Source organism: Methylobacterium sp. CM6244, from assembly GCF_054817885.1.
In genome coordinates this window covers 4950235-4964391 of record NZ_CM139247.1, presented here as the reverse complement: position 1 = coordinate 4964391, position 14157 = coordinate 4950235, and the positions used below count along the sequence as shown (strand labels likewise).

Annotated in this window: 15 protein-coding genes; 8 read left to right on the top strand and 7 right to left on the bottom strand. The window is 67.9% G+C overall.

Going from position 1 to position 14157, the window contains the following annotated elements:
- Window positions 1–47 precede the first annotated feature (47 nt).
- Window positions 48–1049 (top strand): alpha/beta fold hydrolase, encoded by a 1002-nt coding sequence (locus tag ACYQML_RS23455; RefSeq protein ID WP_461234188.1) that lies wholly within the window; start codon window positions 48–50, stop codon window positions 1047–1049.
- A 27-nt stretch (window positions 1050–1076) separates the two neighbouring features.
- On the top strand, window positions 1077–1943 hold the full coding sequence (locus ACYQML_RS23450; protein ID WP_461234187.1) for an NAD(P)-dependent oxidoreductase: 867 nt from the start codon (window positions 1077–1079) through the stop codon (window positions 1941–1943).
- A 51-nt stretch (window positions 1944–1994) separates the two neighbouring features.
- On the opposite strand, the gene ACYQML_RS23445 is transcribed toward ACYQML_RS23450, so the two are convergent.
- The 3 genes from ACYQML_RS23445 to ACYQML_RS23435 form a co-directional block, all read right to left on the bottom strand.
- The gene (locus ACYQML_RS23445) at window positions 1995–2480 is read right to left on the bottom strand and encodes an MmcB family DNA repair protein (RefSeq protein WP_056143956.1); all 486 of its coding nucleotides are present in this window, start codon (window positions 2478–2480) and stop codon (window positions 1995–1997) included.
- Between the two features lie 66 nt (window positions 2481–2546).
- A complete protein-coding gene (locus ACYQML_RS23440; RefSeq protein ID WP_461234186.1) occupies window positions 2547–3362 on the bottom strand; it encodes a cobalamin-binding protein in 816 nt (271 codons plus the stop codon).
- Between the two features lie 6 nt (window positions 3363–3368).
- Entirely contained in the window at window positions 3369–3890 is a 522-nt protein-coding gene (locus ACYQML_RS23435; protein WP_056257668.1) for a DedA family protein, read from the bottom strand.
- A 168-nt stretch (window positions 3891–4058) separates the two neighbouring features.
- Here ACYQML_RS23435 and pdxY point away from each other — a divergent pair, with 168 nt between their 5' ends.
- The 3 genes from pdxY to ACYQML_RS23420 are packed head-to-tail and all read left to right on the top strand — an operon-like array spanning window position 4059 to window position 6554.
- Window positions 4059–4907: a pyridoxal kinase PdxY gene (gene pdxY, locus ACYQML_RS23430; protein ID WP_056428789.1), complete on the top strand. Its 849-nt coding sequence runs from the start codon at window positions 4059–4061 to the stop codon at window positions 4905–4907.
- A 23-nt stretch (window positions 4908–4930) separates the two neighbouring features.
- Window positions 4931–5827, top strand: a complete 897-nt coding sequence (locus ACYQML_RS23425; RefSeq protein ID WP_461222569.1) for a PhzF family phenazine biosynthesis protein — start codon at window positions 4931–4933, stop codon at window positions 5825–5827.
- Complete coding sequence (locus ACYQML_RS23420; RefSeq protein ID WP_461222570.1) at window positions 5820–6554, top strand: NUDIX hydrolase; 735 nt, start codon at window positions 5820–5822, stop codon at window positions 6552–6554. The genes ACYQML_RS23425 and ACYQML_RS23420 overlap by 8 nt, the downstream gene beginning before the upstream one ends.
- 39 nt (window positions 6555–6593) lie before the next feature.
- On the opposite strand, the gene ACYQML_RS23415 is transcribed toward ACYQML_RS23420, so the two are convergent.
- The 3 genes from ACYQML_RS23415 to cobS are packed head-to-tail and all read right to left on the bottom strand — an operon-like array spanning window position 6594 to window position 8385.
- Entirely contained in the window at window positions 6594–7286 is a 693-nt protein-coding gene (locus tag ACYQML_RS23415) for a retropepsin-like aspartic protease family protein (RefSeq protein ID WP_419952352.1), read from the bottom strand.
- Entirely contained in the window at window positions 7283–7501 is a 219-nt protein-coding gene (locus ACYQML_RS23410) for a DUF1289 domain-containing protein (protein ID WP_461222571.1), read from the bottom strand. Before ACYQML_RS23410 ends, ACYQML_RS23415 begins: the two co-directional genes overlap by 4 nt.
- A gap of 53 nt (window positions 7502–7554) precedes the next feature.
- Window positions 7555–8385 (bottom strand): adenosylcobinamide-GDP ribazoletransferase, encoded by an 831-nt coding sequence (gene cobS / locus ACYQML_RS23405; protein ID WP_461222572.1) that lies wholly within the window; start codon window positions 8383–8385, stop codon window positions 7555–7557.
- Window positions 8386–8484: 99 nt separating this feature from the next.
- Here cobS and cobT point away from each other — a divergent pair, with 99 nt between their 5' ends.
- Window positions 8485–9534: a nicotinate-nucleotide--dimethylbenzimidazole phosphoribosyltransferase gene (gene cobT / locus ACYQML_RS23400; RefSeq protein ID WP_461222573.1), complete on the top strand. Its 1050-nt coding sequence runs from the start codon at window positions 8485–8487 to the stop codon at window positions 9532–9534.
- A gap of 51 nt (window positions 9535–9585) precedes the next feature.
- On the opposite strand, the gene ACYQML_RS23395 is transcribed toward cobT, so the two are convergent.
- A complete protein-coding gene (locus ACYQML_RS23395) occupies window positions 9586–11133 on the bottom strand; it encodes a sensor histidine kinase (protein WP_461234185.1) in 1548 nt (515 codons plus the stop codon).
- Between the two features lie 259 nt (window positions 11134–11392).
- Between ACYQML_RS23395 and ACYQML_RS23390 the strand changes: the two genes are divergently transcribed.
- The gene (locus tag ACYQML_RS23390) at window positions 11393–11848 is read left to right on the top strand and encodes a (2Fe-2S)-binding protein (RefSeq protein WP_056428807.1); all 456 of its coding nucleotides are present in this window, start codon (window positions 11393–11395) and stop codon (window positions 11846–11848) included.
- Between the two features lie 81 nt (window positions 11849–11929).
- Entirely contained in the window at window positions 11930–14146 is a 2217-nt protein-coding gene (locus ACYQML_RS23385) for a xanthine dehydrogenase family protein molybdopterin-binding subunit (protein WP_461225299.1), read from the top strand.
- Window positions 14147–14157 lie beyond the last annotated feature (11 nt).

Sequence of the window (14157 nt, the reverse complement as noted above, 5' to 3'; positions counted from 1 at the left end):
ACCCATCGATCGCAAAGACATCATCGAAGCGTTCCACCGGGGATCACATGCGTCTGGCGACCTTCCTGCTCGGCTTCCTTCTCACGGTCACACCTTCTCTCACGAGAGCCGACGATGCAGGGCCCCTGGGAATTGGCCTGGAGGGCTTTGCCTATCCCCACCCCGTCTGGTTTCTCGACCTGACGCGGGACAACGAGCAGCAGCGCCTCGCCTACATGGACGTCACGCCGACAGGGACACCGAACGGACGCACCGTTCTGCTGCTGCACGGCCGTAATTTCCCGTCGAGTTACTGGGAGCCGGTGATCGGTGCCCTGGCGGGGGCGGGCTACCGCGTGGTCGTTCCCGACCAGCTCGGCTTCGGCAAATCGTCGAAGCCGGTGGGACCGTTCAGCTTCGACGTGATGGCGGCGGAAACCGTATCGCTTCTCGATGCGCTCAATCTCCCGCGCGTCGATGTCGTCGCGCATTCCATGGGCGGTATGCTGGCTGCCCGACTTGCCCGAAACGCGCCGAACCGGGTGAACAGCCTCGTCCTCGAAGCGCCGATCGGTCTTGAGGATTATCGCTTCACCGTCCCGCCCGTTTCCAACGACACGCTGCTTCGCATTGAGGGCGGTGTCACCGCGGACGTCTACCGGCGCCAGCTGATGACGAATTACGCGCTGTCGCTTCCCTCCACGGCGATCGAGCCCTTCGTGGCGATCCGCGAGCGCGTGAAGGGTTCGGGCGAATATCCGCGCTGGCTCCAATCCTTCGTCAATTCCTACCAGATCATCTGGGGCCAGCCGGTGGTGCATGAGATCCCGCTGATCGCCGCGCCGACCCTATTCATCATGGGCGCAAACGATCGCAACGCACCGGGCAAGCCCTTCGCCCCCGAAAACCTGCGCGCCGCCATGGGCGACAATGCCGGACATGCCAAGAGCCTGGCGGCCCGGATGCCGGATGGGCGCGCGGTCGTCTTCGAGGGTGTCGGCCACCTCGTCCATATGGAAGCGACCGATCGCTTCAACGCCACGATGATCGAATTTCTCAACGGCCATTGAACCGGGACGAACAAAGGGAGCCCTCGGATGGATGTCGGCGTGATCGGGTTGGGCCGGATGGGCCGGGGCATGGTGCAGAGCCTCGTCCGGGACGGTCACCGGGTGAGAGTCTGGAACCGGACCGCATCCGCCGCCGACGGTCTAGACGGGGTGACAGTCGCGCATAGCGCAGCGGACGCTTTCACCGGGGACGCGGCGATCACCATGCTCGCCGACGATGCGGCCCTGCGTTCGGTGATCGTGGAGGGCGGACTGCTCGATTCCGGCACGCGGCCCGGCCTGCATCTCAGCATGAGCACGATCTCGGTGGCGCTCGCGCAGGAGCTCACCGCGATCCACGAGCGGGCCGGCGTGCCCTATATCGCCGCCCCCGTCTTCGGCAGGCCGGACGTGGCGCAGAACGGTGCCCTGAACATCGTCGTCGCCGGAGACCCGGATGTCATCGCAAGGGCGCAACCGCTGCTCGACGCCCTCGGCACGAAGACCTGGCCCTTCGGAACCGAGCCGTACCGGGCCAATGCGGTGAAGCTCGCGGGCAATTTCATGCTGATCGCGGCCATCGAGGCCATGGGCGAAGCCGCCGCCTTCGCCGAAGGGCATGGCGTCGCCGGTGCCGATCTCCTCGACCTTCTCACCAACACGCTGTTCGCCTCGCCGGTCTACAAGGGCTACGGCGCATCCATCGCCACCGGGCGCTATGAACCGCCGGGCTTCGGTCTGAGGCTCGGGCTCAAGGATATCGGCCTCGCCCTCGCGGCATCGGGTCAGGCCGGCGTACCGATGCCTTTCGCCAGCGTGCTGCGCGACAACCTCATCGACGCCGTCAGCCACGGCGACGGCGACAAGGATCTCGCCGCCCTGGCGCTGGTCTCGGCGCGGCGAAGCGGGCGGTAGGCCGATCCCGGGGGCGGCCGGGTTACAAGACTGGGGCAGCTTCCTGCTTGGTTAAAGCGCCCCCTCCCGCACCGCGCCAGGATCGGCGAGCGAGTGAAGCAGCCGCGCGGCAGAATGGGCGAAGCGCAGGGTCACCGCCTTGCGGCGGGCGCCGCTCAGCACATGGTCGACCGGGTCACGCAGGATCGCGGCGCTGTAGCCGTCGGCGATGATCAGCCCGGCCTCGTCGGGCGTCAGTCCTTCGGGGAGGGAATCGGGAACGGCGAAATAGAAGCGGTCGCAATAGTCCCGGTAATCCGGCCATTTCTTGTCGGCGCGGAAGTCGGCGACGCTGGATTTGATCTCGACGATGGTCAGCCGGCCGGCCGGGCACAGGGCGATGATGTCCGCCCGCCTGCCATTGGCGAGGGAGAATTCCGGTATCGTCACATGGCCGAGGTCGGCGAACAGCCGGCGGACCCCGCGCTGGACCTGGAGCGCGGTCGCCGATTGCCGGCGGTCCGGCGGCAGAACGAGATGGGCGAGGGCTGCTGACATTGCTTCGCTTGGGGATGGCTTCGCTTGGGGAGAGTGCTGTCTCGAATCGACTGGTCCGCCAGGGAATCAGGTCGGCCCGCCCTTGTCACCTGCGGCAGCCTGCCCGCCCGCCAGTGCGGCGCGGATCGAGTCGAACCCGTCGGTCAGCGCCGCCGGCCCGGGCTGCAGTATCAGAGGTGACTTGATCTCGTGGATACGCCCCGCCGCCACGGCCGGGATCACATCCCAGCCCGGCCGCTCGCGGATCCGCGCCATGTTCACCCGCTTGCCGCACCACGAGGCGAGGATGACGTCCGGCTGCGCGGCGATCACCTGTTCGAAGGTGACGATCCTGTCCTTGGCCGCCGGCTGGCGGGCAAAATCGGGAAAGACGTCGTCGCCGCCGGCATAGCCGATGAGTTCGGAGACCCAGCCGATGCCAGAGATCATCGGCTCGTCCCATTCCTCGAAATAGACCTTCAGGCGGGGCGGGCCGGCATTGTCGAGGGCGGCGGCGCCGAGGCGGTGGGCGTAACCCTGGGCCAGCGCGTCGGCCTTCTCGCTAGCCCCGACCAGAGCGCCCACGGTACGGATCATGGCGAGGCAACCGGCGACGTCGCGCTGGTTGAAGAGATGGACCGATATTCCGGCGCGGGCGAGGTCGGCGACGATCTCGGCCTGCATGTCGGAAAAGGCGAGGACGAGATCCGGCTGCAGGGCGAGGATTTTCGGCAGGTCGGCGCTGGTGAAGGCCGAGACGCGCGGCTTCTCCTTGCGGACGCGGGCAGGCCGCACGGCATAGCCGGACACGCCGACGATCCTGTCCTCCTCACCCAGCAGATAGAGGGTCTCGACGGTTTCCTCGGTCAGGCAGACGATGCGTTCGGGCGGGAACCGGCGCATGCGGCGTCAGGAGTTGAAGAAGCTGATGACGCCCGCGCCCGGCGCGAGCCAGACGAAGGCCCAGACGAAGGCCGAACTCCAATTGGCCAGCTGGAACGGCAGGCGCGGTACCTCGAACATCCCGGCGATGAGCGGCACCACCGCGCGGGCCGGGCCGATGAACCGGCCGATGACGATGCCCCAGGCGCCGTAGCGCCGGCAGAAATCCTCGCCCTTGGCGACCATCTGCGGATAGCGGCTCATTGGCCAGATCGACTTGGCGCCGTGCTGGAAGTAGCGGCCGATCTCGTAGGACACCCAATCCCCGAGCCCGGCGCCGATACCGCCCGCGATCACCATCGGCCAGAACGGGATGCCGCTCGCACCGATCAGCGCGCCGATGGCCACCAGCAGCACCGTGGCGGGGACCAGGATCGATAGGAAGGCCAGCGATTCGCAGAAGGCGAGCACCGCGATGATGAGGGGTGCCCATTCCTTATGCGTCTCCACGAAGGTCAGGATCGTGGTCTTCAGCGCTTCGAAATCCATGGATGCCCCTGCTCGTCGCGCCCGATGTGCGGGAAGGCCGCGATTCCGGCAAGGGTCGATCACGTCACGAGGGGGGCCTCACGTCGGTTGTGAATGCACCGTGGGACAAAACCGGCTACGACGCAGCCCGTCGCGCTCGCACCCGTCGAAGCAAGGCCGAATACGCCGATGAGAATTCTATCGATCCAGTCGCACGTCGCCTTCGGCCATGTGGGCAATGCCTCGGCGGTGTTCCCGATGCAGCGGCTCGGCGTCGAGGTCTGGCCGATCCATACCGTGCAGTTCTCCAACCATACCGGTTATGGCGCCTGGCGCGGCCGTGTGTTCGACGGGCCGATGATCGAGGACCTCGTGCTCGGCATCGCGGAGCGCGGCATGCTCGGGCAATGCGACGGCGTCCTGTCCGGCTATATGGGCTCGGCCGATATCGGCACCGCCATCGTGCGGGCCGTGGCGGCGGTGCGGAGCGCCAACCCGAAGGCGCTGTATTGCTGCGATCCGGTGATGGGCGATACCGGGCGAGGCATCTATGTCCGCCCCGGCATCCCTGAATTCCTGCGGGATCAGGCCCTGCCCGCCGCCGATATCGTCACTCCGAACCAGTTCGAGCTGAACTTCCTGTCGGGCCTGCCTACCGGCACACTCGGCGAGGCCAAGGCCGCGGTGGCGGCGATCCAGGCTTTGGGGCCGCGCGTCGTGCTGGTGACGTCCCTGGTCACCGAGGACACCCCGTCCGAGTCCATCGACCTGATGGCGGGGGAGGGCGGCCTGTTCTGGCGCCTGCGCACGCCGCGCCTCGCCCTCGACGTGAACGGAGCGGGCGACGCCATCGCGGCCCTGTTTCTCGTCCATTACGCCCGCACCGGCTCGGCGGCTTTGGCTTTGGGCATGGCCGGTGCTTCGGTCTACGGCCTCCTGCGCCGCACGGCGGAGGCAGGCTCGCGCGAGATCCTCACCGTCGACGCGCAGGACGAGTTCGTGGCACCCAGCGAGACGTTTCCCGTAGAGCCGATCTGATGGTCAACGAAAAGGAAAAGCCGATGAGCCGCCGCTTCGTCACCCTCGACGTCTTCACCGACACGCCCTTTGCCGGGAATCCGCTGGCCGTGGTGCTGGATTCGGAATGGCTCGACGACGCGGCGATGCAGAGGATCGCGGGTGAGTTCAACCTGTCCGAGACGGTGTTCGTGCTGCCGCCGACGGAGGCACGCCACAAGGCCCGCCTCCGCATCTTCACGCCCACGCGCGAGCTTCCGTTCGCCGGCCACCCGACGCTCGGGGCGGCGATCCTGCTGGCATTGCACGATGCGAAATCCGGCCTCACCGACGCCACCGCCTTCGGTCTCGAAGAGACGATCGGCACCGTGGCCTGCGTCGTCGAAGCGGGCGAGGGGCGCGGCCGTGGTCGCTTCAAGCTCCCGATCCTGCCGCAATACGATGGCGAGGGACCGGACGCGACGCTCCTCGCGCAGATGATCGGGTTGGAGACGCAGGATATCGGCTTCGGGCGCCACGTGCCGAGCCGGCACACGGCAGGGCCGGCTTTCCTGTTCGTGCCGGTCAATACGCGGGCGAAACTCGACGCGGCGCGTATGGACCTCGCCGCCTTCTCCACCCTGGATCCTCAGACGGCGCTCTACCTCTACGCCGTGGACCCGGAGGGCCTCGGCCTCCGCTTCCAGACCCGGATGTTCGCGCCGCATCTCGGCGTGATGGAGGACCCGGCGACGGGGTCCGCCGCCGCGGCCTTCGCCGGCGTGATGATGGAGTTCGAGCCTCTCGGTGACGGCGAGCACGATGTCCTGATCCGTCAGGGGGTCGCCATGGGCCGACCGAGCGAGATCGCGCTTCAGCTGGTCATCGAATCCGGAGCCCTCCAATCCGTCGAGATCGGTGGTTCGGCCGTGGTGATGAGCGAGGGGAACTTGCTTGTCTGACGGCTTCACCCTCACGCGGATCGAGGGGGTGACGGCGCGTCTGGTGCCGTTCGCATGGGAATGGGCGCAGGCCAACGCGGCTCTCATCTCCGAGAACTGGCGTCGCCGCTGCGCCGCGCGGTCCGGGCTGTTCGACGGACGCGTCCTCCTCGCGAGGTCGTGCCGGCTCGAAGGGGCATCCTGTTCCGTCGAACTGTTCGAGACGTCCTACGCGAGCTTCATCACCCACAAGGATCTCGGCTCGCCCGACCCGACCGTTCTGAACGCCTTCGCGGCCATTGCCCCTCACGGGTCGGATGGCGCCGTGCTTCTCGGTGTCATGGGCGCTCACACGGCCAATGCCGGGCAGGCTTATTTCCCCTGCGGCACGCCGGATCTCGACGACGTGCGTGACGGCGATACGGTCGATCTGGCCGGCAGCGCGGAGCGCGAGTTCGTCGAGGAGACCGGCATGGCACTCCCGGCCGATGCGCCGAACCGATGGCTTCTGCTTCGCGGAAAGAGTCAGGCGGCATTTCTGCGGCCCGTGACGTTCCCCGATCAGGCAAATACGCTGCGGCAGGACATGGAGCGCCATCGCCTCGCCGAGATCGAGCCGGAACTGGCTGGTTTCATCACGGTCGCGTCCAGCGACGAGATCGACCCCGGGTCGATGCCCGACTTCGTCCAGGCTTACCTTCGATACGCATTCCCGCCGCCGAGCGCGTCCGCATCCTCGAACGACTGACGCAAAGCCAGGGCTGGAGTCGATATCGCGCGGGCCGCCCTATCGCACCGGGCGCAGGACCAGCCGGTCGCCCCGCACCTCGTAGGAGCCGAGCCTGTCGAGAAAGCTCATCCCGAGGAGGTTGCCCGACAATGCGCCGCGGCGGCTCACCAGGGCCGAGACGCGCCGTTCGGTGATCGTGCCCACGGTGAGGCTGTCGAGATAGACGGGGGCGGCCATCGCGGTGCCGTTCGCGGTCGACACTCGGATCGAGAAGTCGGAGTCCGGCGGCGCGATCCCGATGGCGGCCGCGTTCTCCGCCGTGAGCACGACGGAACTCGCGCCCGTATCGAACTGGAAGACCTGGGCGCGGCCGTTCACCTCTGCCCGCACGGAGAAGGCCCCGTCCACCCGGCGGTTGATCGTGACGCTTCCATCGCCGGATGTGACGGCGCTGCCGGGCCGCAGCGTCCCGACAAGGCGATTGCCGACATCCCCGGCCTCCTCCTTGTAGGCGTAGCCCGCGACCAGGGCGACGGTGAGGGCGGCCCAGAACAGCAGCGCCTTCAGGTTGGTGCCGATCTGTTGGCTGAACCGATGCCAGAACCCGGCGAGGAAGATCGTCAGCAGGGTTCCACTGAAGGCGAGGCGTGCGAGCTGGTCCTTGTCCAGCCCGGCCACCGTGCTCTCACCATCCGAGAGGACGAGAAAGGCGACGATGCCGAGAAGGATCGCGAGGGCGGCGTAGATCATGGCACGGCCACGGCCTTTCCACGCAGGGGATAAGCGGAGCGGAGGCGATGTCCGAGGGTCGCCATGATGGCTTGCCGCTTCGTCTCCGACAGCGAGCCCCACATCCCGATCTCTTCGCGCGTGCGTCCGCAGCCCTCGCAGAGCCCGGTCGCCGCGTCGAGAATGCAGAGCTTCGTGCAGGGGCTCGAAGCCCTCGGGGCGACAGGCTGGGTCATGGCCGTTCCATGCCCTCAGGCGTGGGTCGCGATCAAGCGCCAAAGTGCCATGGTCAGCGCGGGACCGTCGCCACGAGGCCGAGAAGCGCCGCGATCTCCGCCACCTGCTGGCAGGCTCCGATGACGTCGCCGGTCTGGCCGCCGATCTTGGCGCGGGCCAGGGCGGTGAGGCCGAGGGATGCTCCCAGCGCCAGGGCGGGCATCAGCACCATGCCGAGGACAGGCAAGCCGGCGATCCAGCCAATCGCGACGAAGACGAGGGTGAGGGACACGACGATTGCGATGGTCCGGCGATCGGGCACGCCCACCGACGCGCCCGCCCCGCCGGGACGGGCGGGGCCGAGCAGCACCATCGGCGAGAGCGCGGCGCTGCGCGAAAGGGACGCGGCCAGCAGGAGAGCCATCGCCGCCATGGCCCCGGTGCGATCGAGAAGGGTCGCGAATGCGCCGATCCTCAGGGCGAGGGTCAGCACGAGGGCGACGCCGCCATAGGCGCCGATCCGGCTGTCGCGCATGATCTCGATGCGGCGCTCGCGCGTCGTGCCGCCGCCGAACCCGTCCGCCACGTCCGCGAGACCGTCCTCGTGCAGCGCCCCCGTCACCAGCGTCCCCGCCGCCACGGCGAGGGTCGCCGCCAGGAACGGCCCGAGATCCAGCCCCCAGGCGACGAGCAGGATCAGCGCGGAGGGCAGGGCGAGGATGAGACCCGCCACGGGCAGCAGCCGCGGCAGGGTGCGGAAGTCGGGCAAGCGATGCGGGTCGCCCTCGCCGGGAAGGCGCGGCACCGGTAGCCTCGAATAGAACCGCAGGCACATAGCGAGATCGTAGGCCAACGAAGCGCCGGGAAACGTCTCGTCCGGTTCCAGATCCCGGCCTTGTGTCATGGAGGCCTGCCTTCACCGCTCGCGCCCCGTTGGTTATAGCTCGCCCCACAGGCAGGCCGCCATACCGGACGCGCCGAGACCCAAGGCAAGTTTCGCGCGATGACCCAGACACCCCCGACCCACGAACATTCCGACCAGACGCCGTTCTCCGACATCCGCCGCCTGATCGCCTCCGTGCCGGGCGCGGACCGGGATGCCGTCGCGATGGTGCGCGAGCGGGATGCGCTGCTGACGAAGCCGGCCGGTGCGCTGGGTCGCCTCGAGAACCTCGTCGAATGGCTCGCGGCTTGGCAGGGCAAGGGCCAGCCCAGCCTCGACCGCCCTCTCGTCTGCGTCTTCGCCGCCAGTCACGGAGTCACCAAGCGTGGCGTCTCCGCCTTCCCGGCGGAGGTGAACCGCCAGATGCTCGACAATTTCGCGGCGGGCGGCGGCGCGATCAATCAGCTCTGTGCCGCCTACGGCCTCGGCTTCAAGGTCTTCGATCTCGCCATCGACCTTCCTACCGGCGACATCTGCGAAGGCCCGGCCTTCACCGAGAAGGAATGCGTCGCCACCATGGCCTTCGGGATGGAGGCCATCGCCGCAGGCACGGATTGCCTCGGCCTCGGCGAGATGGGGATCGGCAACACCACCATCGCGGCGGCCATCTACGCGGCGCTTTACGGTGGCGAGGCGGCGCATTGGGTCGGGCGTGGCACCGGCGTCGATGCGGCTGGGATCGAGCGCAAGGTCGCGGCCGTGGAGGCCGCCTTGGCCTTCCATGCCGGCCATCTCGACGACCCGCTTCAGGTGCTGTCGCGCCTCGGAGGCCGCGAGATCGCCGCGATGGCCGGCGCCATCCTGGCGGCGCGGATGCAACGCATCCCCGTGGTCATCGACGGCTATGTGGCGACGTCGGCCGCAGCGATCCTCCACGCCATCGATCCCACGATGCTGGACCATTGCCTCGCCGGCCATGTCTCGGCGGAGGGGGCCCATGCGGAGGTTCTGGAACGCCTCGGACTGGTGCCGCTGCTGGCTCTCGGCATGCGGCTTGGCGAAGCGTCGGGCGCCGCCCTCGCCATCGGTCTCCTGAAAGGCGCGCTCGCCTGCCACCGCGACATGGCGACCTTCGCCCAGGCGGGGGTATCGGGGCGCAGCGAGTCATAAACCGGCGCGACCCGCCGCGCGGATCTCGACTTCGCGCGGCTCCAGCCCGGTTCAGGCTGCGCGGGCCGCGCTTCGGCGACCGCGCAGGGTCGTCCCTGAATCCGCTTCCTCGGGGAGGTTGAGGGCGGGCAGCGTGTCCATGACGCGGCTCGCGGGGAAGATCACCACGACTTCCGTTCCCTCGCGCGGCTTCGACTTCAGGTGGAAGTTGCCGCCATGCAGGTCGACCAGCCCCTTCACGATGGGCAGGCCGAGACCCGACCCCTGTTCGGCCGTCTTGATCGCCAGGGAGCCGCGACCGAACGACGACATGACCGTGCCGAGTTCGTCCTCGGGAATGCCCGGCCCGCTATCCTTCACGCTGACATATTGCCCGCCCGACGCGGTCCACCCGACCTTGATCGTGATGTCGCCGCCCGGCGGCGTGAATTTCACCGCGTTGGACAGGAGGTTGAGCACGATCTGGCGCAAGGCCCTCTCGTCCGCCCAGATGCGGGGGAGGGCGGGATCGATGAATTCGTGGAAGGCTTGGCCCTTTCCACGGGCCCGCAAGGCGACCATGTGACGGCACTCGTCCACCGCATGGGCGAGCTGGATCGCCTCTTCGTTGAGCTCGTAGCGCCCTGCCTCGATGCGCGACAGGTCGAGGATCTCGTTGATGAGGTTGAGCAGGTGCATCCCGCTATCGTGGATGTCGCCGGCATATTCCTTGTACGACGGAGCCACGTGGGCGCCGAAAACCTCGTTCTTCATCACCTCCGAGAACCCCAGGATGGCGTTCAGCGGCGTCCGCAATTCGTGGCTCATGGTCGCGAGAAAGCGCGACTTGGCGAGATTGGCCTCCTCCGCGCGTCGCCGCGCCTCGTCGGAATTGCTCTTCGCCTGTTCCAGTTCGATGAAGATGGCGTCCTTTTCCGCCTGCGATTTCAGCGCCCCCACGGCCGACGCGTAGACGCGGCGGGCGAGCCCCAGGAAGAAGATCTGCGATCCGACCACCATGGTGACGAGCAGGATCGTGTCCATGTCCTGCGAGAACGCCAGCAGGGAGAGCGCCGCCAGGATCAGCGGAAGCAGCGCGGCGGCGGCGGCGGCGGGCAGGGTCGCCGCCAGCATCGCGGCCACCGCGGCGGCGATGACGAGGCCGAACAGAACGAAAATGCGGGCGCTGGGCGCGGCTACGAGGATCATCAAGGCCCATGCCGAACTCTGGACGATCTCGCTCAGCATGAAGGCGCTGCGCCAGCGTCTCACCGAGACTGTGTCCGCCGATTGCCGGAGGAAATGATTGGTCAATCCCATCGAGAGGCCGACGCCGCAGATCAGGCAGACGGCCCAGGACAGGGCGACGGGAATCGGCACCCACAGGGAGGACGCCCCGGCGATGACGAGGCCCAGAACGGCATGGGTCAGCCCGGCCCCCGAGCGGTACTCGGCGTAGATCCGGAGCAGCTCGTAATCGAAGGCGCGTTCGAGCCCGTTCGTCGAGGTCAGCCGCTCGCGTGCCGAACGGATGTCGCGGGCCACCTTGCGGCGGCGAACGGATTCCGGTGCCGAAGGACCGCGTCCACGCTGAACCATCTCCGCTGTCAGGTCCGACATCACCGTCTTGGGGATCTTGCGAGGGAAAACGGAGGTCGAAAGGACCTCGGCCTGTCGGTGCAGCGACAAGGCCAAGGTGCGCCAGATACGTTAAGAACGGCCTGCCGCGATCCGAACACTTGTCTCTAAATCGCGTGGCTTCACTCCGCTGACACCCATGCAGGCCCCGCTCCAGCCGCCCGCCTGGTGTGCGAAAGCGCACATTTCCCAGATCGATTCAGTATTTAGAAGTAGTCGAACTTAAAGTCGGAGAGATGTCATGCTGAAGCTGAATGTCGACGGTGCGTCGCATGAAGTCGATGCCGATCCCGACATGCCGCTCCTCTGGGCGTTGCGCGATCATCTGGGCAAGACCGGTACGAAATATGGGTGCGGCATCGCTCAATGCGGCGCCTGCACGGTGCATCTCGACGGTCAGCCCGTCCGCTCCTGCCAGACCCGCATCGGCGATGTGGGCGAGGCGAAGATCACGACGATCCAGGGTGTGTCCGGGCGGGTGGCGGAGGCGGTCCAGACCGCGTGGCGCGGCCTCGATGTGGTCCAGTGCGGTTATTGCCAATCGGGTCAGATCATGTCGGCCATCGGTCTGCTTTCGACCACGCCGAAGCCGAGCGACGCCGAGATCGACAGTGCCATGGATGGCAACATCTGCCGCTGCGGCACCTATCAGCGTGTCCGCGCCGCGATCCACGAGGCCGCGCGCTCTCTCGCCTGATCCGCACCGAAGGCCGGCCCCCAAGGGCCGGCCCTCTCCTGAACCCATGCAATGCCCGCCGTCGTCGCCCTGGAGGAAGCCATGCTGAAGGTCCGTCAGACCAAATCCGAGGCGGCCGCCCCCCGTCCGTCGCGCCGCGCCTTCCTCGGCGGAGCCGGCGTCGCGGCCGGCGCCCTGGTGATCGGCTTCACCCTCGACCCCGCCAAGCCGGTGCGCGCGGCGGCCGGGCCCGATCTCTCCTCCGCCCCGGCTCAACCGAACGCCTTCGTGCGGATCGCCGCCGACGACACCGTCACCGTACTGATCAAGCATCTGGATATGGGTCAGGGCAATACGACGGGTCTCGCCACCATCCTGGCCGACGAACTCGATGCCGACTGGTCGCGCGTGCGCGTGGCCTTCGCTCCCGCCGATGCGAAGCTCTACAACAACCTGCTGATGGGGCCGATCCAGGGGACCGGCGGTTCGACCGCGGTGGCCAATTCCTGGTTCCAGCTTCGCAAGGCCGGTGCCGCCGCCCGCGCGATGCTCGTCACCGCGGCGGCCGAGAAATGGTCCGTCCCGGCCTCCGAGATCACGGTCTCCAACGGCACGGTCAGCCATCTCGCCTCGAAGCGCGAGGAGCGGTTCGGCGCCCTGGCGGAAGCCGCCGCGGCGGTGCCCGTGCCACAGCAGCCGAAGCTGAAGGACCCGAGCCAATGGGTTCATATCGGCAAGAAGCGTCCGCGCCTCGACTCCGCTGCCAAGACCGACGGCACCGCGATCTATTCCATGGACATCCGCCGGCCGGGCCAGGTGACGGCGGTGGTGGCACATGCCCCGCGTTTCGGCGGCATTGTGGCGAAGGTCGACGACAAGGCCGCGCGTGCGGTGCCGGGCGTCATCGACGTGGTGACGATCCCAACAGGCGTCGCCGTTCTCGCCAAGGATACGTGGTCGGCCATGAAGGGCCGCGACGCTCTCTCGGTCACCTGGGATGAGAGCGCTGCGGAGAAGCGCTCCTCGGACACGATCCTCGCCGAGTATCGCGAGACGGCCAAGCGCCCCGGAATCGTCGCGTCGGAGAAGGGCGATCCCGCCGCCGCTCTCGCCGGTTCGGCCAAGGTCATCGAGGCGGAATTCACTTTCCCCTACCTCGCCCACGCGGCCATGGAGCCGCTGAACGCCACGATCGAGCGCGCGTCCGACGGCAGCTACGACATCTATGCCGGCCTGCAGTTCCAGACGATCGAACAGGCGGTCGCCGCCGCGACCCTCGGCGTGACGGCCGACAAGGTCAGGCTGCACACCCAATGGGCCGGCGGATCGTTCGGGCGACGGGCGACGCCGACGGCCGATTACATCGCCGAGGCGGCCTCCATCATGAAGGCGACCGGCGGCAAGGCACCGGTCCATCTGGTCTGGACCCGCGAGGACGACATGGCGGGCGGCTATTACCGCCCGATGGTGCTCCACACCCTCAAGGCCGGGATCGACGCCAAGGGCGCCGTCACCGGCTGGCAGCACCGGATGGTGGGCAAATCGATCATGATCGGCTCGCCCTTCGAGGCGATGCTGGTCAAGAACGGCGTCGATTCCACCACCGTCGAGGGCGCATCGGACACGCCCTACGCCATCCCGGCCTACCGGTTCGAGGTCCATAACGCCCGTGAGGGCGTCCCCGTCCTGTGGTGGCGCTCGGTGGGCCACACCCATACGGCGCAGGCGATGGAGGTGTTCATCGACGAGCTGGCCCATGCCGCAGGGGCCGACCCGCTGGCTTACCGCCTCGGGATGCTCGGCGGCGCGCCGCGCCTCTCCGCCGTTCTGAAGCTCGCCGCCGAGAAGGCGGATTGGTCCAAGCGCAGTAGCGGCAAGGGGCGGGGCCTCGGCATCTCGGCGCACGAATCCTTCGGCTCCTACGTGGCGATGGTGGCCGACATCACGGCGGATGGGAGCCATGTGAAGGTCAACCGCATCGTCGCGGCGGTGGATGTGGGCATCGCCGTCAATCCCGACGTGATCCGCGCCCAGGTGGAGGGATCAGTGGGCTTCGCGCTCTCGTCCGTGCTGCGCAACAGGATCACGCTGACGGACGGGGTGGTGCAGGAGAAGAACTTCGACGCCTACGAGCCGACGCGCATGAGCGAGATGCCGGTGGTGGAGGTCCATATCGTGGCCTCCGACGTTGCCCCGACCGGCATCGGCGAGCCGGGCGTGCCCGTCATCGCCCCGGCGATCTCGAACGCGATCTTTGCCGCGACGGGCCAGAGGCTGCGCTCGCTGCCCCTCGACCTGAGCGGGTTGAAGGGGGTCTGAGCCCGATCGGG